Raw genomic sequence first — 25,313 nt, 5'->3', positions numbered from 1 at the left:
AAACCTAGCGTTCGCGTTTCAAGAATTATTTTTTGTTGTCGTTAACAGGCTCAGCTTTGGTGCGCACGTCTGCCACCATTGAACGGACAACTTTAACCCGTACATTTTCAGCCAATTCAACTTCAAGCTCATTGTCGTCTTTAACGCGGGTCACTTTGCCCACAAGGCCACCATTGGTCACGATCACATCGTTACGGCGAATGGCTTCCAACATTGATTGCTGTTCTTTCACGCGCTTTTGCTGCGGGCGAATGATCAGAAAATAGAAAATTGGAATGATCAACAAGATTGGCATCAAGCTGGTCAAATAGTCAGCGGCACCTGGTGCGCCTGCAGCCTGAGCAAATGCGGGTGAAACAAACATACGGATACTCCTTGATGTGGCTTTTGTTGAAGACAGATTTCACATAATCTGCGCCAAAACCCAAGCCACGGGTTGGTTTGGTTTTGCCGGAATATATAGGGGGGATTTTTGAAATGCAAAGTGAAAACCCCACCTTTTTCACCAGTTTGGAGCAAAAATGAAATTAAAAGAGTTCTTGGCAGATATTGCGCAGTCCTTGCGCGTGTTGGCCAGCCGCCCCAGCAGCGAAAAAGTGAAGATTACAGACGCCAATGCTTATCAATGGGAAGGCGGCGCCGGTCAATTGCTGCCAGTGGTGAATGTAAATCGCGTTGAACTGGACTTGTTGCAAGGTATTGAGCCGCAGAAAAAGACATTGCTGGACAATAGCTTACAGTTCGCCAAGGGCTTGGGCGCCAACAATGCATTGCTTTGGGGCGCCAAAGGCATGGGCAAAAGCTCCATCGTCAAGGCCATCCACGGCGAGATCAATGCACGCGGCAAAAATGATGCTGAGATTAAGCGTCTTATTCTGGTGGAAATTCATCGGGAAGACATCTCTACCCTGCCCGAATTGATGCGCAAACTGGCGGTGCATGACGCTCAATTTTTGGTGTATTGCGACGATTTGTCGTTCGACCGGGAAGAAACTGACTATAAGGCACTGAAAACGGTGCTGGATGGCGGGTTGGAAGGCCGACCCAAGAATGTGTTGTTTTATGCCACTTCAAACCGTCGCCACTTGATTGCACGAGATATGATCGACAATGAGGCGCGCGCGGCGATCCATTCAAATGAAGCCAATGATGAAAAGATTTCTCTATCTGATCGGTTTGGTCTTTGGATCGGATTCCACAATTGCGACCAAGACACATTCCTTGAAATGATCAATGGCTATTGTGCTTACTATGGCATTGAAGAAACGCCGGAAAACATTCGGGCGCAAGCCATAGAGTGGGCGCAAACACGTGGTTCTCGCTCTGGCCGCGTGGCCATTCAGTTTGTGCGGCATTTAGCAGGTAAAAAAGGGCGCGCCATTAACTGACGCGCCCTCAAATTTCTTTTAGATCAATCAGACTTTGCTGATGTTAGCTGACCAACAGTGGTGCCGGATCAACTGGCGTTGCACCTTTGCGCAATTCAAAGTGCAATTGTGGGCGGGCAACGGAGCCGGTTAGGCCCACAGAGCCGATTTGATCGCCACGGCCAACATTTGTGCCCTTGCTCACGCTGATGTCTTTCAGGTGCGCATAAGCTGACACATAACCATTCGGGTGTTTGATCAACACAAGGTTGCCGTATCCCTCAACGGCGTTGCCAGTGTAAATCACAGTGCCCGCATCAGCAGCTTTTACTGAAGTGCCTTCTGGTGCTTCAATATTGATGCCAGTGTTTTTGGACGCTTTAAAATCTTGGATCATGCGACCAGAAACAGGCCAGCGAAAGCCTTGAGATTGCGGCTGCGCTTGGGGTGTCGCTGTAATTTGAGCTTGCGGCACGGACGCTGTTTTAATCTCTTCTTGCTGAGGCTGTGGCGCTGGCTTTGTTTCAACTTGCTTTGGCGCTGCGGCTTGCGGCTTTGGCTGTTGCACTTGAGTTTGTGTTGGTGCTGCAGCAACTTTCAGCCCTTGTGGACGCGCGATTGGCGTTGGGCTGGATTGCGGTGCATCGCTTTGCACTTGGCTCACTTGGGTTTGCGGCGCAGCTTCGGCCACTTTTTGTGGTGCTGGCGCTTTTTGCGCAATCAGATCCGGGCGACCTGGAATGATCAATTCCTGACCAACAAAGATACGATCTGCTGACGCCAAACCGTTGGCGGTAACAATCGCCTGCGGTGTCACATCATAGCGGCGCGCAATCACGTAAAGCGATTCGCCAGCTTCGATTTTGTGCATAAACGCATTTTCCGGCACCAAGCGCGGTGTGGCTGCGGTTTGCGTTGCGGGAGGCTGCAAAGTTTGCGGCTGTGTCTGAATTTCGGCAGGCGAAGTAGACGCTGTCATGGTGGTGGTACTCTTTACTGGAAGTGGTGACAAACTAGGCAAAGGTTGCTGCGAAACCTGAGACGGTGCTGCGGCCACATTGCCGAAATTAGAGTTAGACGCCTGTGTCTGCGGATAATTGCCCGCTAAAAGTGGATCTTGTGACCCTGAATTTGTTGGATATGTGCTGCCATAAGAACCGCCCACATCAGCCGGAGGCGTGAATGGCGCATTGGTGTTTTGCGCAACACGCACTGGCGCTGGCGATGTTGGGTTGCTGTTGGGCAACGCACCGATAGCGGAAGGCATGGCTTGATTTAAATCTGCATTTTGAGCCGTATTCACGGAATTGGTAACCAACGGCCCTTGTGCCACGAAGGGTGATCGGGCTGTGGTGCAACCTGCCAGAATTCCGGCGACGCCCAATGTGGTGACAAGGGCAACGCTGTTTTTCAACAGCCGTGATTTTTGGCGCACAATCATGGTTTTACTCATACTCAATACAACTTTACTCAACCCAATATAAATTCATTAAGGTAAAGGGGAGTTTAAAGAGTTTGAGATTTTCCGCTCAACAATGGTGCTAATCTGATTGTGCCGACCACATCTTCAACAAATTGATCGCCCAATCGCTCATATCGCGTGAGCTGCTGCAATTCGTTTGGCGCACCGACTGGCGCCAGCAAAAGCCCGCCATCCACCAGCTGGTCAAGCAATTGCCGCGGCACTTGCTGCACTGAGCCTGTGAGGATGATCCGGTCAAACGGGCTTTGCAATTCCCACCCCGTTAGGCCATCGCCATGTTGGCTGACAATGTTTGAAAGCTTTAAATGCTCCCACCTCTCCTGCGCCAAGCGCAACAAGGTGCCATATTTTTCAATGGTAAATACACGTTTGGCGAATCGAGAAAGCAAAGCGGTGGCATAGCCAGAACCGGTGCCCACCTCCAAAATTTTTGGCAAAGTCTCGTCGAATTGCAATTTAGAGAGCATGTGCGCGACTTTGACAGGCGATGTCATCGACTGCCCGCACTCTATGGGCAATGCACAATCCTTATAGGCATATTCGGCATAATCTGCAGGCAGGAACAGTTCATGCGGTGTGCTTTCAAGGGCGTTCACCACGGCACGCTGGGTAATGCCCTTTTGGCGCAGGCTGAGCACCAGCGAGGCTTTGGCCCATTCTAAATTTAGCGGTTCATCATCCTGCATTTGGATTGACCTTTGAAAATTGAAAAGCGCCTGAGATGCGTTTCAATTCTGTCATATCCGTTTGTTGAAGCAAGAGCGGTGTGACCGTGATCGCATTATGGTCTAGCAACCGAACACAATCTGCTTCTGGTGTGAGTGGCTTTGGCGTTTCCAAGATGGCCACAAAATGTTTGCCCGCATTGTCGGATGGATAATATTCAAATGGCGATGTTGAGAATCGCTGATGAGGCACGACCTCAATGCCACTCACCTCATCTGCAGTGCAGCGAGGGAAATTGACATTGTAATAAGTTTCGGTGCCTTCGGCCGTTTCGATGATCTGCTGCACAACTTGCGCGCCATAGGCCTCAGAACATTCCCATTCGATCAAATGCTCGTTGGAAAAATCCATGCTTTGGCTCAAAGCGATTCCCAAAGCCCCTTGCAAGGCCCCTTCTCGCGCGCCAGCAGCTGTGCCGGAACAATTGACCAAATCAGCAATATTTTGACCGCGATTGACGCCAGACAAAACAATCTCTGCCGGATTGTCTTTCAACAAATGGGTCATGCCAGTGACAATGCAATCAGCTGGGGAACCATTGACCGCGAAAATGTGCTGATCGCGTTGCTCGATTTCCAACTCTTGGCCGAGCGTGAATTTGTGACCGACACCGGATTGATTTGTTTGTGGAGCTACAACCCACACATCGTCCGAGATTTCCCGCGCAATTTGTTCCAGCACTTTGATGCCCGGTGCGTCCACACCGTCATCATTTGTGATCAAAATGCGCGGGTTAGGTTTCATTTAGTCCGCCGAAATCACCGTTTGGCCGCCCATATAAGGCTGCAACACTGTTGGCACGGCGATTGAACCATCTTCTTGCTGATAGTTTTCCATAACCGCGATCAAGGCACGGCCAGTGGCCACGCCTGAACCGTTCAGCGTGTGCACATATTGAGGCTTGCCATCTTCATCGCGATAACGCGCTTGCATACGCCGCGCCTGATAATCCCCTGCAACAGATACAGAAGAGATTTCGCGATAAGTGTTCTGGCCAGGCAACCAAGCTTCAATATCGTAGGTGCGCTGCATGGTGGCGCCCATATCGCCTGCGCAAAGGCGCATCACACGATATGGAATTTCGAGGCCTTTCATCACGGCTTCGGCACAGCCCAGCATGCGCTCATGCTCGTCAAGCGATGTGTCAGGTGTGGTTACTGCCACCATTTCCACTTTATAGAATTGGTGCTGACGCAGCATACCGCGCGTGTCGCGCCCCGCAGAACCGGCTTCTGACCGGAAACATGGGGTCAAAGAGGTGAAGCGCAGCGGCAACTCTTCTTTGCTCAACATGCTTTCACGCACCAAATTGGTCAACGAGACTTCAGAGGTTGGAATCAACCAGCGATCATCTGTGGTTTGAAAGGCATCTTCGGCAAATTTCGGCAATTGGCCTGTGCCGAACAATGCTTCTGGTCGCACCAAAAGTGGCGCAACAACTTCAGTAAAGCCATGCTCACGCGTGTGCAGATCGAGCATATATTGACCCAATGCTCGCTCCAGCCGTGCAATATCGCTTTTCAGCACCACAAAACGCGAACCGGCAATTTTGGCAGCTGTTTCAAAGTCCATATGGCCGAGGGCCTCGCCCAGCTCATAATGTTCTTTCGGTTCGAAGTTAAAGCGCTTTGGTTCGCCGACTTTATGGCGCTCCACATTGGCGTCTTCATCTTCACCATCAGGCACATCATCGAGCAACAGGTTTGGCACGCCAGCCAGAATTTGATTCAATTCTGCGGTTTGTTCCCGCTCTTGCTCTTCGCCTGCCTGAACCTTTGCTTTCAAATCAGCGACTTCAGCGAGAAGCGCTTGCGCCTTCTCTTCATCGCCTTGCGCTTTGGCCTGGCCGATTTGCTTGGAGGATGCGTTGCGCTTTTCTTGCCATTCATTGAGTTGTTGAACGGTTTTCTTGCGTTCATCATCCAATGCGAGCAGCGCATTTGCCATTGGCTCAACGCCACGACGCGCCAAAGAATTGTCAAACAGGTCTGGATTAGAGCGAATCCATTTAATATCGAACATCATTTTTCTCCGGCATTTTGCCGTTTAGGTATTTTTGATTATTTGCTTGAGTCGGTGTCGGCTTCAACAGGCTTGCGCGATCGCTCTACCATCCGAACGGCCAAGATTGACAATTCATAGAGCAAAAACACTGGAACCGCGAGGCCAATCTGGGTCATGGGTTCTGGCGGGGTTAAGAACGCAGCCACGGTCAAAATCGCCACAATCGCGTATTTCCGCCATGCTTTCAGATTGTCGGAGCTGATCAATTCGGCACTGGCCAAAAGAACCAACACCACAGGCAGTTGGAAGCAAAAGCCAAAGGCCAAAAGCAATGTCATGGTCAATGACAGATATTCAGAAACCCGCGTGACCATTTGAATGGAGGCTTGGCCGGAACCTGTTTGCTCCAATGAAATGAAGAACTTCAGCGCCAGCGGCATCACACCGAAATAAACGAGGCTTGCGCCCAGCACAAATAGGATTGGCGTGGCGAACATAAATGGCAGGAATGCCTTGCGTTCGCGCTTATAGAGCCCTGGTGCAATGAAACGATAAATTTGAATGGCTATCACGGGGAATGCCAAGAATATCGCGGAAAACAGTGCAACTTTAAGCTGCGTAAAGAAGAATTCTTGCGGTGCTGTGTAGATCAGTTCAACATCTTCGATATTGCCAACGGCCCGTTCAAACGGCCCAAGCAACACGTTAAAAATTTGGCCTGCGAAGAAAAAGCAGACGACGAACAATACGGCGATTGCGGCCAGCGAATAAATCAGCCTTTGGCGCAATTCTACCAAATGTTCCATCAAGGGCGCTTCGCTCTGCGCCACTTCCATATCGTCAGCTTCTTGCTGTGCCTCTGGATTTTCTAGGAGCTTGCTCATGATGATTGCTCCTTAGATTTGGCCGTGCTGGCCTTTGTTATTTTGCGCGGTGCGGCAGGTTTCTTCGCCGCGGGCTTTTTAGCTGCGGTGCTGCGCGTTGTTGGCTTCTTGGCCGCCGCGCGGGTCGCAGGCTTTTTAGCTGTGGTCGCTTTGCTGGTCTTGGTCGCGGTGCTGGCCGTTTTTGCAGCTGTGGTTTTGCGTGCCGCAGGTTTGCGCTTAGCTGGCGCTTTTTTCGCGGTCGCAGATGCAGGCTTGGCTTCAGCGGCATCGCTTTGCTCTGCTGGCGCGGCTGTTTTTGCCTTGGCAGCAGCTTTAGCTGCCTCTGCTTGTGCAGCAGCTTCGGCGGCGCGTTCTTGCCCGCGTTTTACCGCTTCTTTCATTGAGGCGGCAGCCGCCTCAGGATCAGGTTGGGGCACAGGAGGAAGGCCCGCCGCCTCGCGAATTTCATCAGCGACGCTTTCACTCCCCTCAACCTTAGGCTTGATTTTGCCTGTTGGTTCAACGCTGCCATTTTCGCTCACTTTGTTGAATTCATCAGAAATCTGTTTGGAGGTCTGATTCAATGGGTCAGTGATTGATTTTTTGGCTTCTTTGAATTCATCAATCGCTGCAACTTTGTTCAGCTCTGATTTGAATTCGTTCCCCATGCGACGCACTGAAGAGAATATGCGGCCCAATTGGCGCAACAATGCGGGCAAATCTTTGGGCCCCACAACAATCAATGCGATTGCTGCGATAATCAACATCTCGCTCCAGCCGATATTGAGCATAATGCTCCTCTTATGAATGGTCGCTGAAAACAGGCGACATGCTTAGCTTATTAGCCTTGCTTGTCTTTTTCTTTTTCGTTGGCAGTTGCATCGACAGTATTGTTGCTCTCGATTTCGCCGGTTTTTTGATCGTCGTCCTGCATGCCTTTGCGGAAGGCTTTAATGCCAGAAGCGACTTCGCCCATCATGCCAGAAATTTTGCCACGGCCAAACAAAAGCAAAGCGGCAACGGCGATGATGAGAATACCCCATGGACCCGGATTCATTCTCTTACTCCTTTAACTGGTGATCTATTACGATCTACACTCCATCAAATATGGTCAAATCGCATCAAACACAAGCACGTGTTCGGGATTAATAGCAATATTAACATCCAAACCCGGACGAATATTGACATTTGTAGGTTGTCTCAACCGAATTGTATTATCGATGCCCGCAACAGCAACTTCCAAGGTATCCACGCCCAACGCATCGCGCTTGGCGACAATGCGACCCGGCGTGCCGTTTCCAGATGCATCGATATAGACTGCGCCAATTGGGCGCATGGCCACAATCACCCGCGCACCATCAGGGCGGCCTTTGGCTTCCACATTACCGAATGGCGTTGTGGCTACACCGTTTTGTACAATCGTTGGAATTTCACTGACGGGGGAGAAGAACCGAGCGACATCAATATCTTTTGGATGATTGTAAATCTCGTCTGATGTGCCGATTTGGGCGATCTGACCATCACGCAGCAAGGCAATCTTGTCACCAAAGATCATTGCTTCTTCCGGATCGTGTGTCACCAGAATACAGGTTGCTTGGGTTTCGCGCAGCACGGCCAAAGTTTCCGCCCGCACGCTTTCACGCAAGCGCGCATCCAATGAAGAAAACGGCTCATCCAACAACAAAAGGCCCGGCTTTGGTGCGATGGATCGCGCGAGCGCCAAACGCTGCTGTTGGCCACCTGAGAGCTGCGATGGATAATCCATTGCGCGACCATCAAGCCCCACCCGCTTCAACGCCTGCAAGGCTTGTTTTTTTGCTTCTTCGCGACCCAATGATTTGAGGCCATATTCTACATTTTGCAAAATCGACAAATGTGGGAAAAGCGCAAAATCTTGAAACATCAAGCCAATGCCACGCTTATCGGGCGGCACGGTGACGCCCTTCGCGGACATGATGCGCTTGTTAATCAGAATTCGCCCTGAATCAATTTCCTGTAGACCTGCTGTGGCGCGCAAAATGGTGGACTTGCCGGAACCGCTTTCGCCCAACAGGCACAGGATTTCACCCGGTGCAGTTTCGAAATTTGTGTCCTTGAGCACGTGAGTCGCACCGACATTGCAGCTAACATCTTGAAATTCGAGAGCTGCAGCGAAGCTGATGCCCGCGGTGCCGCGTGGGCCCCAATTCACATCTGTTGCGCCCCGAGTGGTCTCAATTTTTTGTTGGGTCATAAATTACACGTCACTCGGTTTATTGGCGGCTTCTAACTCGCTGAGCAAATCATCGCCTGTGTCATCCGGTTCAAGCGGATCTTCGTCTGGAGTCAAATCGCCATCAACAGGTTTGGGCACGCTAAAATCTGGCGGCAAAGTTGAGGACAATAGCCCTGCCCCTTTAAGCTCGCCAAGCCCCGGCAAATCTGAAATTTGCTCTAACCCAAAATGATCCAGAAACTCAAGGGTGGTGCCATAGGTTACCGGACGACCCGGCGTGCGCCGCCTGCCCCGCATACGCACCCACCCTGCTTCCATCAGCACATCTAAGGTTCCCTTAGACGTTGCAACGCCACGCACCTCTTCAATTTCAGACCGTGTGACCGGCTGGTGATATGCGATGATGGACAAGGTTTCCAATGCCGCGCGGGATAAAGGCTTTTGCTCTACATCGTCGCGCCGTAGCAAGAAGGACAAATCTTCAGCGGTTCGAAATGCATATTTTTCGCCGCGCTTCACCAAATTGACGCCCGCATGCTGATAACGCTGCTGCAATTGATCCAGCAGATCGGCCAAATCGGCATTATCCGACAAAAATGGATGCATATCCTCAGCGCCTAATGGCTCTTTTGCCGCAAAAAGCAATGCTTCCAACACCCGCAAATTGCGCGTTTGGATATCACTTTCAGGGATTTCTGGCTCCATTAGGCATACTTTCCGAGTTGAACAGGCCGTTATGTGGAATATCCACTTGTGCCTTTATCTATCAATTTTAGAAAAATTGTCCAAGCGTAAGTTGACCTAAGACCCCTCAGATTGACGCTTTCGTCGCACCATGAGTGGCGAAAATGGTGCCGATTGGCGCAATTCAATATGACCTTGGCGAACCATTTCCAAACTGGCAGTGAATGACGACGCCAGCGCAGTTTGCCGTTCTTCACCAGAAGTCAGATATTCAGCCAAATAAGATTGAAGCGGCACCCATTCTGCCGATTGGCCGATCAAGCGCTCTAAAATCTCTTCAGCCTCACTCAACGACCATACAGTGCGCACTTTGACGGAATAGTCTTTCGGTAGTGCCTTCTCGCGCTGAATTACATAGGCGCGCAGCAAATCATAATAAGTGGCCTGCCATTGCTTGGTTTTGGTGGTGACGATTGTTTCTGGATCACCGCGCATGTGAATTTCACGCCCCAAACGCGGGCGATTGACCAATTTACCCGCCGCATCGCGCATCGCTTCCAAGCGCTTCAATCGGAATTGGAGCAAAGCAGCCATTTCTTCACCGCTTGGTTCTTCATCCTCATCATCGTGTGGTACCATCAGGCGACTTTTCAAATAGGCAAGCCACGCCGCCATCACCAGATAATCTGCAGCGACTTCAATGCGCCGTTCTTTCAGGGTTTCGATGAAGCCCAAATATTGCTCGGCAAGCGACAGCACAGAAATATGGGCTAAATCCACTTTCTGTTTGCGCGCCAAATCCAGCAACAAATCCAACGGTCCTTCATAGCCTTTCACATCAACATACATCACGCCCTGGCGGGGCGGTTCTGGCTGTTGAGTGAAATCATTGTCTTGAAAAGGCATCTGGTTCGCTTTGTTTGGCTGTTTGAATAAATCATGGCGCAAAAAAAAGCGCAGGGTCAACAAAACCCTGCGCTCATCAACGAAATAATGGCAATTTGCCAGTGATTAGTTGTTCCGCACGAAGCAATCGCCGCCAGCAACTTTTACATTGTTACAGATGGCATTTGCCGCTTCGATTGAGTTTGCGGGGACCAACACGCGGTAGAAAATGCCGCGATCGCCAAGATCAACCCGATTGACGCCAACGGTTTGACCACCCAATGCGCTGCCAAATTGGCGCGTAACTGTCGTCACAGTTGATTGCGCATCTGCGGCGGTGCGTTGCGATGCCAACTGTACATAGAATGGCGCATTCACCTCGTTGGTCGACGCGTTCACTGGCGCTGAGCTTGTTTGTGGCGCTGGCGTAGACGTTGCTGGCTGTGAATTTGGCACCAAGCCTAAAGGCTGATCATTGCTATCAGTCGAGCCGTTCGTTGGTACGGAATTGTTCAGCACGGCTGATGCCAAAGGCTGGTCGGTGCCCAAGCCTGCTGGACGTGCCGGTGGTGTTGGAGCCGTTTCATCAATTTGCGCTGTTGAATCTTCTTCCGTCGTGGCCGGTTCGTCAGTCGTTGTTTGATCGGTTGTGGCGGTTTCGGTGCTGCTGTCTGGCGTTGTAGCCTGTGCATCAGCAATCGCATCGCCAATTGGGTCCGTGCTGGTGGTGGCTTCGCCAGTTTGGCTACCACTTACAGCAGGTACGTTTGGCCGGATATCTGGCAACTGCTGCGCGCCTGCAGAAGCTTCATCGCCTGTGACGATGGTGCCGTCAGCCAAAACCGTGACGGTTTTCACCTTGCGGTTGGTCAAGCCACTGCTGGATTCGCCAGTGTTTGACGGTGTGATTACACGAGAAACGCCTTCGCCTGACGCGCCCTGCGTATCGTCGCGCGAAACCAGTTGCTCGCTAGACGTATCTTCAGGCTGACCTTCAAGCGCGGAAAATACAGACGGAGATTCTTCGCCAGTATCTGTTGTTTCTGGTGTTTGTTTCACATCGGTATTTTGCGCGGTCACCAGCGGCACATCGCCGTCGGTTTGGCCGCCGCCGATGAAGTTCCAAAGCGTCATACCACCAAGGGCCAACAACAGGATCGCTGCCAAGCCGCCAGCATAGAGTGGCAAATGTTTGCTGCGCTCTTTGTTGGTTTCTGGCTTTGGCTCAACCTCTTCATATGAGGCGCGTTGATCATCTGCGTTCAAATATGGTGCAGTTGGTTTCTGGCTTGCCGCTGCGGCAGCGGTTGGTGCTGCTTCCGGTGCAGGACCGACTGGGGCTTGCGCTCTTGGCGCTTCTGCTGGCTCTGACGACGGGCGCGCCGCAGCCATTGCAGCCAATATAGCTGCCTCTGCAGCATTAGAAGAATCGTCCTTGCTGCTTGCAGTTGGTTGCTCAGTGCTGCTTTGGCTATCCAAATAAGAATGATGCGAACGTGACGGACGACCGTCTGAAGTGTCCTCAATCAGGCGCTCAATTTCCGCCAATGGATCATAGGCAGATGTCTGGGTTTGCTGTGCCGCAGGCTGCTGCGGTTGTGCAGGCGCAGTTGGCGCTGGCTGTTCTGGCGTTGACCGAACAGGAGCCGCTGGTGCCTGTTGTGGCTGTGGCGCAGGTTCTTCCTGCGCTTGCATATAAGGCTCTTCAGCAAATAGCGCATCGCTTTCATGGTCATATTTCGGCTCAACCGGCGCTGGCGCACTAGGCTCAGCATATGACGCGCCTGTTTCTTCAGCTTCATCAGCCTTTGAAATAAGGTCAGCGATTTCGTCCACCGCAGCTGCAGCGTTGACTTCTTGCTTCAATGCTTCTGCTGATTGGCGTTGTTCGCGTGTTTGCGTTTCAGGCGCAATCGGTTCGGGGCGTTGCTCTTGCTCAGCCTCAGCCACCAATTGCTCAACTTCAGCGCTAAAATCATTTTGCGCATTTTCAATGCGATCTAGCGCATCTTGAGCTGTTGATTGGGTTGACTGGGCGGCCGCGCTTTCGCGGTAGCTGCTGGCAAAGTCAAACTCAAACGGATCAGCTGCTTTTTCTGTTTCAGCCTGCTTTGGCTCTGCTGGCGCAGAAAAAGTCGGCTCTTGGCGCTGCTGCTGATTTTGTTGCTGTCGATCTTGCTGGCCAGAAAAGGCAGACATGGGCGCAGCACCAGTTTGCCCACTGGAAGAGGCAGCAGGTCTGCTCGGTTCCACCGGACGCTCTTGTTGCGCACGTTGCTCAATAGATTGTGACACCGATGCGCGTTTCGCGTCGTCTGCCACAATGCGGGCCAATTCTGCAATCAGATCATCAGATTGATCCAGACCTTGGTCTGCAGGTTTTTTTGAATCTGCCATTTAACGGTCAGCGCGCAACCGCGCTGCCCCTATAGTTAGAATAAGTATTCGCCCCGAACGTAAGTCAGCACAGCATTGTGCCTGAATTATGATAGCTCTTCAGGAGCAGATACTCCCAAAATCTCCAGGCTATTTGCCAATACTTGCCGAACTGCATTCACCAAAGCGAGTCGCGACAATGTTATTGTCTGTTCATCAAGGTTAACAAATCGTAACTCTGGCCGTTCTTTACCTTTTGTCCAGAAGGCGTGAAAGGCGCTGGCCAGCTCGTGCACATAGAATGCAATCCGATGCGGCTCGTGCGCTTCGGTGGCTCCAGCCACCACCCGCGAGAATTGTGATGCGACTTTAATCAGCTCGATTTCTGCTGGATCATTAAGCAAACTCAGGTCTGCTTTTTGCAATGCGGCCAGCGAAATATCCAAATCTGGCAAGTCACGCTTTGCGTTCCGGAACACCGAACATGCCCGTGCATGAGCATATTGCACATAGAACACCGGATTATCGCGTGTCTGCGCTGTAACTACATCAAAGTCGAAGTCCAGCGGGGCATCATTTCTGCGGAACAGCATAATGAAACGCACCACATCTGGGCCAACTTCGTCGACCAGATCGCCGAGAGTTACAAAGGTCCCTGCCCGCTTGGACATTTTAGCTGGCTCGCCATTGCGCAACAAATTCACCAACTGGCAAATTTTCACATCTACATTAGCTTCACCGCCGGAAACGGCTTTCCCTGCCGCTTTCAGCCGCTTTACATAGCCCGCATGGTCTGCGCCGAGCACAACGATCTGCTCGTTAAATCCACGCAGATATTTGTTGCGGTGATAGGCAATGTCAGCGGCAAAATAGGTGTATGACCCGTCAGATTTCACCAAGGCCCGGTCTGTATCGTCACCAAAGTCGGTGGCTTTGAACAGGGTTTGCTCGCGGTCTTCCCAATCTTCTGGCGTTTTACCTTTTGGTGGCTCCAATGTGCCTTGATAAACAAGGCCCTCTTCACGCAGCCAATCCAAAGTCTTGCGGATATCGCCATCTTCGCCGTGTAGTTGTTTTTCGGAGAAGAAATGATCGTGATGCACGTTCAGTTTGGCCAAATCTGCTTTGATTAAGCCCATCATTTCATCAAGAACGATTGGCTTGATTTTGTCGATGGCAGCGGCTTCATCCATATTCAACAATTCATCGCCAAACTGATCGGCAAGTTTTTTGCCGATTGGCACCAGATAAGCGCCCGGATAAAGCCCTTTCGGGATTTCGCCGATTTCATGGCCCAACGCTTCGCAATAGCGCAGCATGACTGACTTGGCGAGAACGCCAATCTGGCCGCCAGCATCGTTGATATAATATTCTTTCGACAGATCGTACCGCGAAAATGCCATTAGACGCGCCAATGCATCGCCGAAGACGGTGCCACGTGTATGGCCCACATGCAGAGGTCCCGTTGGGTTTGCTGAAACAAACTCAACATTCACCTTACCGCTTGGTGCTTCTTTCGGGCGGCCATAGTCGGCGCTCTCAGCATTGATGGTGGCGATCATGTCCTGCCACACGTTTGCGGCCAACCGCATGTTGATGAAGCCCGGGCCTGCAATGTCCACAGCCTCAATGCCATCGAATTCGCCAATCTTTTCAGCCAATTGCTCTGCAATCGCCCGTGGATTGGATTTCAGCGGCTTGGCCAAAACCATGGCCGCGTTGGTGGACATATCGCCATGTGACGCATCGCGCGGAGGCTCAACCACAAATCGGCGCAACAGCTCAGGAGCGTCTGCCAATTGAGGGAACAATGCAGATAAAGCATCTGCGATACGCGATTGATATAAAGCGAATAAATCCATTGATGGTCATTCCATTTTGTTGTTAGCGCATTGCGGTTAGCGGAAATCCTCGTCCGCGTCAAACAAACGGTTATATTCTGCCGTCGCATATGGGTCTGTCATACCGGCAATAAAGTCGGAAACAAGGCGCGGCATCTTTTGTTTTTCGATGACTTTAGCACGTTCCTTCCATTCGCCTGGCAATTCTTCCCCGGCGAGATAGGCATCAAAGAGTTTGGACACAATATGCTGCGCCCGATCAACTTGATCCATGACGCTTTTGTGGCGATAGACTTTCGCAAATAAGAAGGTTTTCAGCCCTTTTTCGGCCAAAGCCATCTCAGGTGAAAAGCCAATCAAAGTTTGGTTCGCCTGCCGAATATCTTCTGCTGTTTCAATGTTTGCTTCGGCCAAACGGGATTTGGCGTCGGCGATAACATCTTCGATGGTGCGGGTGAGCAAGCGACGAACAACTTCGTGGGTTTGCCGATCCTGATCAACCAACGGATATTTGCCCTGCACTTCCTGAACAATCGGGCCGACAAGCGGCACATCGCGCAGCTCTTCCAGCGACAGAAGGCCTGCCCGCAAGGCGTCATCAATGTCATGGGCATTGTAGGCAATATCGTCTGCAATCGCCGCTGCCTGCGCTTCAAGGCTGGCATAGCTGTCATATCTTAGGTCTGCGACTGCCCACGGCTCGTCAAGGCCGCCGGGCAAACCTTCCTTTTGATATTTTGGCGTCGGATTGCCCTCGCTATCCATCAAAGGACCATTATGTTTGATGATGCCTTCTAGGGTTTCCCAAGTCAGGTTCAACCCGTCATGTTCCGCATAGCGGTTTTCCAACCGTGTGACCAAACGCAAGGCTTGGATGTTGTGGTCAAAGCCCCCAAGATCGTGCATTTTTTCATGCAAAACGCGCTCGCCTGCGTGACCGAATGGCGTGTGGCCAAGATCGTGAGCCAAGGCCAAGGCTTCGGCTAAATCTTCACACAAATTGAGCGACCGCGCGATTGAACGGGCAATTTGCGCCACTTCCAATGTATGCGTCAGTCTTGTGCGATAATGATTGCCTTCATGGTGCAAAAAGACCTGGGTTTTGTGCTTTAAGCGACGAAAGGCGTTAGAATGGATAATCCGGTCGCGATCGCGCTGAAACTCGTTCCGCGTGGCACTATCGTCAGCTTGGTGACGACGCCCCAAACTGTTAAACGGGTCTGCGGCATATGGTGCCAGATTGAGCTTTGATGACATAAATTTGTACCCTTTATACCCTTAGGGTTCTTTTCAAAGGCGATGATGAAGCTTATCTATGTGTTAGCAATTGGATGGCTTATAAAAAAGCCATCAGGATAAGGATAGGGCAAATGTCTGACACGCAAATGGCAGAAACACAGGTTCAGCTTACAGATCGCGCTGCCGAGCGCATAGCGAAAATCCTGGAAAAGCAGCCAGAAGGCACGGTTTTGCGCGTGGCGGTTTCCGGTGGCGGCTGTTCTGGTTTCCAATATGAATATAATTTGGTGCAAGAAAGCGCCACGGACGATGATGTGGTGCTGCAAAAGAAAAACGCCACTGTGTTGATCGATTCGCTTAGCCTCGAATTTATGCAGGGTGCTGAGATTGATTTTGTGAATGATCTGATTGGCCAGAGCTTCCAAATCAATAATCCAAATGCGGTTGCGTCTTGCGGCTGCGGGACCAGCTTTGCGGTTTAAACCCGCCATCTCATGATTGTTTTCTAGCGACTGCCCCGATAGGATGATTGCGACTCGCGTGGCAACTTCCTTTCGGATCGGAAAAGCATAGTGAAAATCGCAACTTGGAACATTAATGGCATTAAAGCACGCCTTAATGAGGTTGAATATTGGCTTAACGAATATAAGCCAGACCTTGTGGCGCTGCAGGAAATCAAAAGCATTGATGAGAATTTTCCACGCGAAGCGATTGAAGCGCTAGGCTATAACGTCGCCACCCATGGGCAGAAAAGCTTTAACGGTGTTGCCCTGCTCTCTTTGCACCCATTTGACGAGATCAATCGCGGATTGCCGGGCGATGATAGTGACGAGCAAGCGCGTTTTATCGAAACCGTTATCTCCCGACCAGAAGGTGCCGTGCGCGTCGCAGGCATTTACCTGCCGAACGGCAACCCAGTTGACACTGAGAAGTTCCCATACAAGCTAGCATGGATGGACCGCCTGATTGATTGGGCTGAAGAGCGCCTAAAGCTTGAAGAGCCATTTATCATTCTAGGGGATTACAACATTATCCCCACAGGTGCAGACACGCACAGCGCCAAGGATTGGTGGGGCGACGCCCTGTTCCGTCCGGAAAGCTTGGAACGTTTCCGCGCGCTAGCCAATCTTGGCTTTACCGACGGTTTGCGCGCTGTGAATGGTGAAGAGGCTTATACGTTCTGGGACTTTCAAGCAGGTGCTTGGCGCCGAAATAACGGCATTCGCATCGACCATTTGATGCTTTCACCACAAGCAGCAGATATTTTGGAAACGGTCGAAATCCACAAAGATATGCGCGGCCGCGACAAACCATCGGACCACGTGCCTGTGGTTGGGCATTTCAACATTTAGATTAAGGCGTTAGCCGCCAAATCGACTGCCAAGAGAATCCGCAGCAGCAATGGCCTGCTCGCGTTGATCTTGCGATGCAATGGACACGGCGCGGTCAAACAGCTCAGCAATCCACGGTTCATCTTCGGTACCGTGGGAATTTCGGTCTGCCAAAGTTAGCCACATCAGCCCCTCCACCGGATCGGCGGGGATGCCATCGCCATTGAACATTAAATTGCCCAGAGTTGCTTGCGCAGCGGCATGGCCTTTGCGGGACGCAAGCGCCAACCAGCGGGCACTTTGCAGCGGTGAGTATCCCAACTCATTTTCATCAAGATAGAGTTGGCCCACTTTGAACTGGGCTTCTGGGTCACCAAAGTAAGATGCCGCGTGAAGCCACAATTTGCGGGACAAATCATCATTGGCTGGCACGCCAGCATCTGGCACGCCCTCGCGATAATATTCGCCCACTTTCAAGAAGCTTTGCGCCACAATATCCGCTTCCAAAGATTTGGGCGGGGTGTTGGCGTGGCCATCGGCCAATTGAGAGAAATATTGGAACGCTTTGGAGCGGTCGGGGGCGACCCCTTCCCCATTTTCATACATGACGCCCAAGCGCCACAGAGCAATAGGCTGGCCAGCCGCCGCCGCATCTTCCAAAGCCGCAAGCAGATTTTCGTTCGACACATCTGTATCGAACTGCCCGAAGACCGACAGAATATCTGCCGATTCATCTTGGGCAAATGCAGAACATGTTGACAGGATGAGCGCAACCGAAGTTGCGCGCACCAAGCCAATCAAATTCGCACTAAATATCTGCATAGCACTCCTTTTCTGCCTTCGCACCGGGATGGGTCAAAGCGCCATAACGGGCTGACCCCACCAGCTGGGCATATTTCCAAATCACGCCAGAGCCGAAGTCGGTCTCACGTGGTTCCCATTTTTCGTGGCGAGCTTTCAGCTCGTCATCGCTCAACTCAACTGAGATTGAGCCTGTATTTGCATCGATTTCGATAATGTCGCCATTTTCGATCAAAGCGATTGGGCCGCCAACGGCTGCTTCTGGACCAACATGGCCGATGCAGAACCCGCGGGTTGCGCCAGAGAAGCGGCCATCAGTGATCAAAGCCACTTTGTCGCCCATGCCTTGGCCATAAAGCGCGGCGGTTGTTGCCAACATTTCCCGCATGCCTGGACCACCTTTTGGCCCTTCGTAACGGATAACCAGCACTTCGCCTTCTTTATATTCGCGCTTGGTGACAGCTTTAAAGCACTCTTCTTCGCTATCGAAGCAACGTGCTGGGCCTTTAAACACCAAGTTGGACATGCCAGCGACTTTTACAATCGCGCCATCAGGTGCCAAATTGCCGGAAAGACCTACAACACCACCTGTTTTTGTGATTGGGGTGTTGGCTGGACGCACCACGTCCTGCTCATCATTCCATTTCACTTTTTCCATGTTTTCCGCAATGGTGCGGCCTGTCACGGTCATGCAGTCGCCGTGCAAATAGCCTTGATCCAACAATGTTTTCATCAAAAGCGGAATGCCGCCTGCTTCAAACATATCTTTGGCCACATATTTGCCGCCTGGTTTTAGATCAGCAATATAAGGCGTTTTTTTGAAGATCTCGGCCACGTCGAACAAGTCAAATTCAATGCCTGCTTCGTGGGCAATCGCTGGCAAGTGCAAGGCAGCATTTGTAGAGCCGCCAGAAGCAGCCACAACGGTTGCCGCATTTTCCAAGGCTTTGCGGGTCACAATATCGCGCGGACGGATATTTTGCTTCAGCAATTCCATCACTTGCTCACCAGCGGTGGCGCAGAATTGGTCGCGAATTTCGTAAGGTGCTGGTGCACCTGCAGAATATGGCAATGCAAGACCAATCGCTTCAGACACGGTTGCCATTGTGTTGGCGGTGAATTGCGCGCCACACGCACCCGCAGATGGACAAGCATTCTTTTCCAACTCTTCCAAATCTTCGTCAGAAAAGTCGCCAACAGAGTAGCGGCCAACGGCTTCAAATACATCTTGAACGGTAACAGGCTTGCCTTTGAAAGTGCCGGGCAAGATTGAGCCGCCATATAAGAACACAGAAGGCACGTTCAACCGCACCATCGCCATCATCATGCCAGGCAAAGATTTATCGCAACCAGCAAGGCCAACAAGTGCATCATAGCAGTGGCCGCGCATGGTCAATTCTACGGAATCGGTGATCACATCACGAGAAACTAATGAAGACTTCATGCCCTGGTGGCCCATGGCGATACCGTCGGTCACGGTGATCGTGGTGAATTCACGCGGTGTGCCGTGTGCAGCGGCAACGCCTTTTTTAACGGCTTGCGCTTGACGCATCAGCGCGATGTTGCAGGGCGCTGCCTCGTTCCAACAGGTCGCCACGCCAACAAATGGCTGGTGAATTTGACCTGGTGTCAGCCCCATCGCGTAATAATAAGAGCGGTGCGGCGCGCGCGCCGGCCCTTCAGTTACGTGGCGACTTGGCAGTTTTGATTTATCTACGTTTTTCGCGTCCATTATAAAACCTTTCCCCTGCATGCAGGCACAATTTCAGCCTAAACTTTTAATCGTGCTGCTGTTTGATGCAAGGGCACATTAAGGCGTGCGCGTCCAATTGGCGGCGCTAATCGCCGCATCCAACCTTTTCGCGCAACATCCGCCCCGTTGCTCGCTGTCAACATATTCAGTTTTGCGCTGTGAATTGGTTAAAAAAAAGGCGGCCCCAACTATAGATTGAGGCCAGCCTTACCGAAATATGAATTTCAGAATTTAGTTGCCGAAATGCAACAGCTTATCCGAGACGCATGAGCGCGGCTTGAACCCGCTCTTTCTTCTCTTCTGCGTCGGTTTTGCGCTGTTTTTGATCGTCAATCACATGTGCTGGTGCTTTGGAAATAAACTGCTCGTTGGCCAATTTCTTCGCCACGCCGTCAATTTCTTTGTCCAATTTCGCCAGCTCTTTGTTAAGACGCTCTTTTTCTGCCGCAACATCAATCACGCCAGCTAATGGCATCGCAAAGGTCGCCTCGCCCAACACAAGCTGCGCTGATTCACCCGGCACCTCATCTGCGAAATCGATTGTTTCGACACGTGCCAAACGCTTGATCATCGGGTCTTGTGTGGCCAAACGTGATTTGGTTTCAGCATTTGCATCCACAACAACCAATGGCACCTTGGCGCCTGCTGGCACGTTCATTTCAACGCGTAGAGACCGGATACCTGTGATCAAATCGATCATCCAGCCCAGCTCAGCTTCGGCGTCTTCATTGATCAACTCAGCCAATTGTGGCCACTCGCTAACAATCAACAGCTTGTCGCGTTTCGGCCCTGTTTGACCGGTTTGCGCCCAAAGCTCTTCGGTCACAAATGGCATAAATGGGTGCAACAGCTTCAAGATTTGATCCAGCGTGAAGGCCGCTGTGGCGCGGGTTTCGGCTTTCAAGGCCTCATCATCACCGTTGAACACAGGCTTAGCCAATTCCACGAACCAGTCGCAGAATGTGCCCCATACAAAATCATAAGCCGCGTTGGCGGCTTCGTTAAAGCGGAAAGCTTCCAAGGATTTTTCAACTTCGGCAACGGTTTTCGCTGCACGGCTCAGAATCCATTTGTTCAATGTTGAGTTCACGCCTTTTGGCTCGAAACCTTCAACGCGAACACACTCATTCATCTCCAAGAAGCGCGAAGCGTTCCAAATCTTCGTGACGAAGTTGCGATAGCCCTCAACTCGAGAAATGGCGAGTTTCAAGTCACGCCCTTGCGCAGCCATTGCAGCCAATGTGAAGCGTGTAGCGTCTGCGCCATATTCGTCGAACAAGGTGAGCGGATCGATCACATTGCCTTTGGTTTTGGACATTTTCTGCCCATGCTCATCGCGCACCAAGGCATGCACGTAAACATTTTCAAACGGCTCTTCGTCCATAAAGTGGATGCCGAACATCATCATCCGGGCAACCCAGAAGAAGATGATGTCGAAGCCTGTCACCAAGGTTGTCGTTTGATAATAGGTTTCAAGTTCTGGCGTTTTGTCCGGCCAACCCAAAGTTGAGAACGGCCAAAGTGCTGATGAGAACCATGTGTCCAACACATCTTCATCACGCTTGATTGGCGTCGGTGCGCCATAATGCGCGTCAGCCAAAGCCTGTGCTTCCGCCTCGTCTTCCGCTACGAAATACTCGCCATCTGGCCCGTACCATGCTGGGATTTGGTGACCCCACCACAATTGACGTGAAATACACCAAGGCTGAATGTTTTCCATCCATGAGTAATAGGTGTTTTCCCAGTTTTTCGGCACAAATTTGGTACGGCCTTCTTTCACCGCAGCCAAGGCTGGTTTGGCCAGCGTTTCCGCATCCACATACCATTGGTCGGTCAAATAAGGCTCAATAACCACCTGCTTTGACTTCTCGTCGTGCGGCACGGAGATGACTTTATCTTCGATTTCAACCAACACGCCGAGCGCATCCAAATCTGCAACGATTTTCTTACGCGCTTCAAAGCGATCCAAACCACGATAAGCTTCTGGTGCCTCATCATTGATTTTGGCTTCGGCTGTGAAGATGTTGATTTGATCCAGATTGTTGCGCTTGCCAACTTCAAAGTCATTAAAGTCGTGTGCGGGCGTGATTTTCACGGCACCTGAGCCTTGCTCTGGGTCAGCATGTTCGTCGGTGACAATCGGGATTTTGCGACCGGTGAGCGGCAAGATCACCATTTTGCCAACCAAGTGCTTATAGCGCTCATCTTCCGGATGAACGGCAACGCCTGTATCGCCCAACATGGTTTCAGGCCGCGTTGTCGCCACGGTGATGGTTTCATCAGTGCCCTCAATCGGGTAGCGCAGATGCCACATATGGCCGTTGATCTCGATATTTTCCACTTCAAGATCAGAGATGGCAGTTTGCAAAACAGGATGCCAGTTCACAAGGCGCTTATCTTTATAGATCAGCCCCTGCTTGTAGAGCTCTGTGAACACTTTCACGACCGCGCGCGAAAGACCATCATCCATGGTGAAGCGTTCACGCGACCAGTCTGCCGATGCGCCTAAGCGGCGCAATTGGCGCACAATATTGCCGCCAGACTCTTCTTTCCATTCCCAAACTTTTTCGAGGAACTTTTCGCGGCCCATTTCGCGGCGTGATGGCAATTGCTGTTCCATCAACTTGCGTTCCACGATCATTTGGGTGGCGATGCCCGCATGGTCGGTGCCGGGTTGCCAAAGCACATTTTTGCCGCGCATCCGCTCAAAGCGGGTGATCATATCTTGCACAGTAAAAGTAAGGGCGTGACCCACATGCAAATCACCCGTCACATTTGGTGGTGGCATTGGAATGCAGTAGCTTTCCGCGCCTTCCTTAGCGCCAGCGCCGGCGGCAAATGTGTTTTGTTGAACCCACTCATCATAGATGCGGCCTTCAACGTCTTGCGGGTTATAATTTTTATCGATCATATTTGCCCATTACCTTTTGCCCGCCCAAATGATGGGCGGGAGAAAAATTCATCTAACTGGTTTAAAAGCGAAGCTGGTGGGACAAGTCAACCGCTAAGCGGCTAAATTGTGGTGGTGCTTAGCGCTTTCCGCGAGAAACACGCTCAATTTCGCGCTGCACAAGCTGTTCCACAACACCTGGCAGATTTTCATCTAGCCAAGCTTTCAACATCGGGCGCAGCATTTCGCGGATCAAATCTTCAATGGTTTGGCCCTGCTTTTGTGACAGGATCAAATTATCCAACTGGCTGAAGGCATGGCTGGTTGCCGCTTGCGCGGTTGGTTCCAGCAAACTGTCTGCAATATCGCTCGAAAGATCTTTGTCAGGCAGCGGGCTTTCTGGTTCTGGCTGCTGAGCGGCCTCAGGCTGCGTCTGCAACATTGGCTCAGGCTCTGCTGCGGCGAGCGGTTGCGTTTCGCTTTCGGCTTCTTCGTCAATGCCCATGCCAGCAAATGGATCGGTGCTATCTGTATCGTCGCCCTGCTCTTCAGCGTCATCATCATTGATGAAGGCAATATCGTCCGGCACAACTTGCGCCACTTCGTCAGGCACTAAATCTTCAATCGACTTGGCATCATCCTCGGCGGGAGATTCTTGTGCAGCGCTTTCTTGCAAAAGCAACGATGCCATATCGATTTCTTCATCTGTGGTCGGCACCACTTCGCCTGGGTCGGCAATTAGCTCTTCATCCGCTGGGTCATGACCAAAATTGCTGTTTGATGGTTTGAGCATCTGATCGATGGACAGGGCCAACGGCTCTTCAGCATCGCCCTCTGGCTCAATATTGGGCTGTTGCGCTTCAGCTAATGCTTCTGCTGCAACGTCTTTGCGCTCAATCGGCGCTGCTTCAATATCTGGATGGGGCCCATCTTCGACTTCGATGGTGGTGGCCTCGCCATCGGCGTCCACATCGTCAAGCATATCGCTTAACTTGCCGCGCGCGGTTGCCTCTTCATCTTGCTGTTGGGTTGGTGCGGCATCTTCCTGCTGCGGCTCATCATCGGCAATGATCTGTCGGATAGACGACAGGATTTCGTCCATTGACGGTTCTTTAGACGCAGGTCGGTTCATAATGGCCTCACCTTCGAGCAAAACTCGAGATACATTAAACTACTCTATGTGCCTTAAGCGCCCAATATACGGCATATTCAGCGCAAACACACTTCAAACCGCATCACATCTGGCCACTCAAGCTGTCCGATTAAGGACATATGTGGTCGGTGCACCGCACTCACCCAACCACACACAAGGCAATTGCCATCTGCTGTGCGGCGCGAGTCGCACCGAAATGCGATTCGCACTTAATTATAGTATTGTGATGAATATTTGGCCGTTAGTCCAGCTAAGCACTATTTAGCACTTATCCACGACTGCTGTTATTCACGTAATTCTGCCCAAACATCTTCAATGCGGGCGCGATATCCATCGCTCGATTGAAGTTGCACTGGTAGATTTAGTGAAGCCGCATCCAAGCGACCAGTTGCCGCGATCAATGAGAATGCTGCAACAACACGGCTGCGCTCAGCTGTGTAAAGCGCTTCTTTTGCACTGGTCAGCTCGGCCCGGGCATTCAACACGTCCAATGTGGTGCGCTGCCCAACATTGCGCTCTTCGATCACACCATCCAAAGCAATTTGACCTGAACGAACCGCCGCTTGCGCGGATTCAATAGCTGCGATGGAAGATTGTAGGCCAGACCATGCAGAGATCACGCTCTCTTCAACTTGGTTGGCCGCCACTTGAGCGTCAATTTCAGATTTGATGTGGCCAAGGTTTGCCTTACGCGCAGAGGCCCCCAGCATGCCGCCCTGGTAAATTGGGATCGACAATGTGAGACGAAGTGAGCCTTGCGTGGCGTTTGGCTGCGCACCACCGCCCAAACAATCAATGGCACAAATAGAGCCAATAAGATCTAGCGTTGGGCCGAATGCGCGCAACGCGGCTTCGGTGCCGTAACGTGCCGCTTCAACTTGCGCACGTGCTGTCAAAATAGCTGGGTGATTGCGGCGCGCTGATTGCAACGCTGAATCAATGCTTTTTGGCATCACATTGCCAAAGCGGAAATTCGAGTTCAGGCCGGAAGGCTTCGCGCCAATCCAGCGAACATAAGAGGCTTGGGAAGTACGCAATGAGTTCACGGCAGATTTATAGGACGCCACAGCTTGCGCCAAGCGGGCTTCGGCTTGCGCAACGTCAATCTTGGTGCCCTCACCTACATTCAAACGGCTGCGGGCATTATCAACCTGCGCGCGCAAGAATTTCACATTGTCCGCCCGTAACGAGGCGAGATTGGTGTTTTGCACCACATCCATATAGGCCGTTGCTGCAGACAAGAGCACATTTTGCTCAGTGTTGCGCAAGCCATATTTGGCCGCGTCAGCGTAAGCGCGGGCTTGGTCAATTTGCGCCGTGGTTTGCAAATTGTCGAACAGGCGCTGATTGTAAGAAACGTTTAGCGTTGTTGAACTGCTGGTGGTGGTTGAGCCACCTACCATGGTGAACCCATATTGCGACGTTGCGGAAAGGCCAATTTTGGGGCGCAAGCCAGACTTGCGCATCACAATATCTTCGGAGGCCATTTTAACGCTGACCAGCGCCGATGCGATGGCCGGATTTTTCACATAAGCACGCGCCAACGCCTCAGTCAGACTTTCAGCCTGCGCAGCTCCACCCATTGCCGCGGAAAAAATCGCCGCAATTACAACACTCTTCTTTAAAAGCACCTTACTCACCCCAGAACTATTATGCCGCCCAGTATGCATGTTTCGGCCCACAAATAAAATTAACTTTTCGT

The 25,313-nt window shown here is 51.5% G+C and carries 22 protein-coding genes; 3 read left to right on the top strand and 19 right to left on the bottom strand.

From position 1 onward, the window contains the following. Window positions 1–25 precede the first annotated feature (25 nt). Complete coding sequence (gene yajC, locus ATL17_RS01130) at window positions 26–364, bottom strand: preprotein translocase subunit YajC (RefSeq protein WP_133570944.1); 339 nt, start codon at window positions 362–364, stop codon at window positions 26–28. Window positions 365–521: 157 nt separating this feature from the next. Here yajC and ATL17_RS01125 point away from each other — a divergent pair, with 157 nt between their 5' ends. Further along, a complete protein-coding gene (locus ATL17_RS01125) occupies window positions 522–1,388 on the top strand; it encodes an ATP-binding protein (RefSeq protein ID WP_133570943.1) in 867 nt (288 codons plus the stop codon). Between the two features lie 43 nt (window positions 1,389–1,431). On the opposite strand, the gene ATL17_RS01120 is transcribed toward ATL17_RS01125, so the two are convergent. The 13 genes from ATL17_RS01120 to ATL17_RS01060 form a co-directional block, all read right to left on the bottom strand. Beyond that, window positions 1,432–2,820 (bottom strand): M23 family metallopeptidase, encoded by a 1,389-nt coding sequence (locus tag ATL17_RS01120; protein WP_133570942.1) that lies wholly within the window; start codon window positions 2,818–2,820, stop codon window positions 1,432–1,434. 53 nt (window positions 2,821–2,873) lie between these two features. Next, window positions 2,874–3,536: a protein-L-isoaspartate(D-aspartate) O-methyltransferase gene (locus tag ATL17_RS01115; RefSeq protein WP_133570941.1), complete on the bottom strand. Its 663-nt coding sequence runs from the start codon at window positions 3,534–3,536 to the stop codon at window positions 2,874–2,876. Then, window positions 3,526–4,320, bottom strand: a complete 795-nt coding sequence (gene surE, locus ATL17_RS01110) for a 5'/3'-nucleotidase SurE (protein WP_133570940.1) — start codon at window positions 4,318–4,320, stop codon at window positions 3,526–3,528. Before surE ends, ATL17_RS01115 begins: the two co-directional genes overlap by 11 nt. Next, entirely contained in the window at window positions 4,321–5,598 is a 1,278-nt protein-coding gene (gene serS / locus ATL17_RS01105; RefSeq protein ID WP_133572156.1) for a serine--tRNA ligase, read from the bottom strand. It lies immediately after the preceding gene. Window positions 5,599–5,636: 38 nt separating this feature from the next. Continuing rightward, window positions 5,637–6,464: a twin-arginine translocase subunit TatC gene (gene tatC, locus ATL17_RS01100; RefSeq protein WP_133570939.1), complete on the bottom strand. Its 828-nt coding sequence runs from the start codon at window positions 6,462–6,464 to the stop codon at window positions 5,637–5,639. Further along, entirely contained in the window at window positions 6,461–7,234 is a 774-nt protein-coding gene (gene tatB / locus ATL17_RS01095) for a Sec-independent protein translocase protein TatB (RefSeq protein WP_133570938.1), read from the bottom strand. Before tatB ends, tatC begins: the two co-directional genes overlap by 4 nt. A 50-nt stretch (window positions 7,235–7,284) precedes the next feature. Continuing rightward, the gene (locus ATL17_RS01090) at window positions 7,285–7,500 is read right to left on the bottom strand and encodes a twin-arginine translocase TatA/TatE family subunit (protein WP_133570937.1); all 216 of its coding nucleotides are present in this window, start codon (window positions 7,498–7,500) and stop codon (window positions 7,285–7,287) included. Between the two features lie 54 nt (window positions 7,501–7,554). Then, window positions 7,555–8,676 carry an ABC transporter ATP-binding protein gene (locus ATL17_RS01085; RefSeq protein ID WP_133570936.1) on the bottom strand — a complete coding sequence of 374 codons (1,122 nt, stop codon included), beginning with the start codon at window positions 8,674–8,676 and terminating at the stop codon, window positions 7,555–7,557. A 3-nt stretch (window positions 8,677–8,679) separates the two neighbouring features. Next, window positions 8,680–9,363, bottom strand: coding sequence for an SMC-Scp complex subunit ScpB (scpB, locus tag ATL17_RS01080; protein WP_133570935.1), 684 nt, complete (start codon window positions 9,361–9,363; stop codon window positions 8,680–8,682). A gap of 96 nt (window positions 9,364–9,459) precedes the next feature. Continuing rightward, on the bottom strand, window positions 9,460–10,248 hold the full coding sequence (locus ATL17_RS01075; protein WP_133570934.1) for a segregation and condensation protein A: 789 nt from the start codon (window positions 10,246–10,248) through the stop codon (window positions 9,460–9,462). Between the two features lie 105 nt (window positions 10,249–10,353). Further along, window positions 10,354–12,624 carry an SPOR domain-containing protein gene (locus tag ATL17_RS01070; RefSeq protein ID WP_133570933.1) on the bottom strand — a complete coding sequence of 757 codons (2,271 nt, stop codon included), beginning with the start codon at window positions 12,622–12,624 and terminating at the stop codon, window positions 10,354–10,356. An 86-nt stretch (window positions 12,625–12,710) separates the two neighbouring features. Beyond that, entirely contained in the window at window positions 12,711–14,465 is a 1,755-nt protein-coding gene (argS, locus tag ATL17_RS01065; protein ID WP_133570932.1) for an arginine--tRNA ligase, read from the bottom strand. Between the two features lie 36 nt (window positions 14,466–14,501). Continuing rightward, window positions 14,502–15,701, bottom strand: a complete 1,200-nt coding sequence (locus ATL17_RS01060) for a deoxyguanosinetriphosphate triphosphohydrolase (RefSeq protein ID WP_133570931.1) — start codon at window positions 15,699–15,701, stop codon at window positions 14,502–14,504. A gap of 128 nt (window positions 15,702–15,829) precedes the next feature. Between ATL17_RS01060 and erpA the strand changes: the two genes are divergently transcribed. Continuing rightward, a complete protein-coding gene (erpA, locus tag ATL17_RS01055; protein ID WP_133572155.1) occupies window positions 15,830–16,165 on the top strand; it encodes an iron-sulfur cluster insertion protein ErpA in 336 nt (111 codons plus the stop codon). Between the two features lie 90 nt (window positions 16,166–16,255). Then, window positions 16,256–17,035 (top strand): exodeoxyribonuclease III, encoded by a 780-nt coding sequence (gene xth / locus ATL17_RS01050; RefSeq protein ID WP_133570930.1) that lies wholly within the window; start codon window positions 16,256–16,258, stop codon window positions 17,033–17,035. A gap of 9 nt (window positions 17,036–17,044) precedes the next feature. On the opposite strand, the gene ATL17_RS01045 is transcribed toward xth, so the two are convergent. From ATL17_RS01045 to ATL17_RS01025, 5 genes are all read right to left on the bottom strand, one after another. Beyond that, on the bottom strand, window positions 17,045–17,836 hold the full coding sequence (locus ATL17_RS01045) for a tetratricopeptide repeat protein (protein ID WP_133570929.1): 792 nt from the start codon (window positions 17,834–17,836) through the stop codon (window positions 17,045–17,047). Then, window positions 17,823–19,547 carry a dihydroxy-acid dehydratase gene (gene ilvD / locus ATL17_RS01040; RefSeq protein ID WP_133570928.1) on the bottom strand — a complete coding sequence of 575 codons (1,725 nt, stop codon included), beginning with the start codon at window positions 19,545–19,547 and terminating at the stop codon, window positions 17,823–17,825. The genes ATL17_RS01045 and ilvD overlap by 14 nt, the downstream gene beginning before the upstream one ends. Before the next feature lie 274 nt (window positions 19,548–19,821). Further along, the gene (locus ATL17_RS01035) at window positions 19,822–22,479 is read right to left on the bottom strand and encodes a valine--tRNA ligase (protein WP_133570927.1); all 2,658 of its coding nucleotides are present in this window, start codon (window positions 22,477–22,479) and stop codon (window positions 19,822–19,824) included. 118 nt (window positions 22,480–22,597) lie between these two features. Continuing rightward, window positions 22,598–23,590, bottom strand: a complete 993-nt coding sequence (locus ATL17_RS01030) for a DUF2497 domain-containing protein (protein WP_246028607.1) — start codon at window positions 23,588–23,590, stop codon at window positions 22,598–22,600. Window positions 23,591–23,895: 305 nt separating this feature from the next. Then, window positions 23,896–25,242: a TolC family outer membrane protein gene (locus tag ATL17_RS01025; RefSeq protein ID WP_166638848.1), complete on the bottom strand. Its 1,347-nt coding sequence runs from the start codon at window positions 25,240–25,242 to the stop codon at window positions 23,896–23,898. Window positions 25,243–25,313: the final 71 nt, after the last annotated feature.

It is taken from the genome of Maritalea mobilis, from assembly GCF_004363175.1.
Classification (GTDB): Bacteria; Pseudomonadota; Alphaproteobacteria; order Rhizobiales; family Devosiaceae; genus Maritalea; species Maritalea mobilis.
Note: the sequence above shows the minus strand (reverse complement) of the source record. Positions and strands in the feature narration are given on the sequence as shown.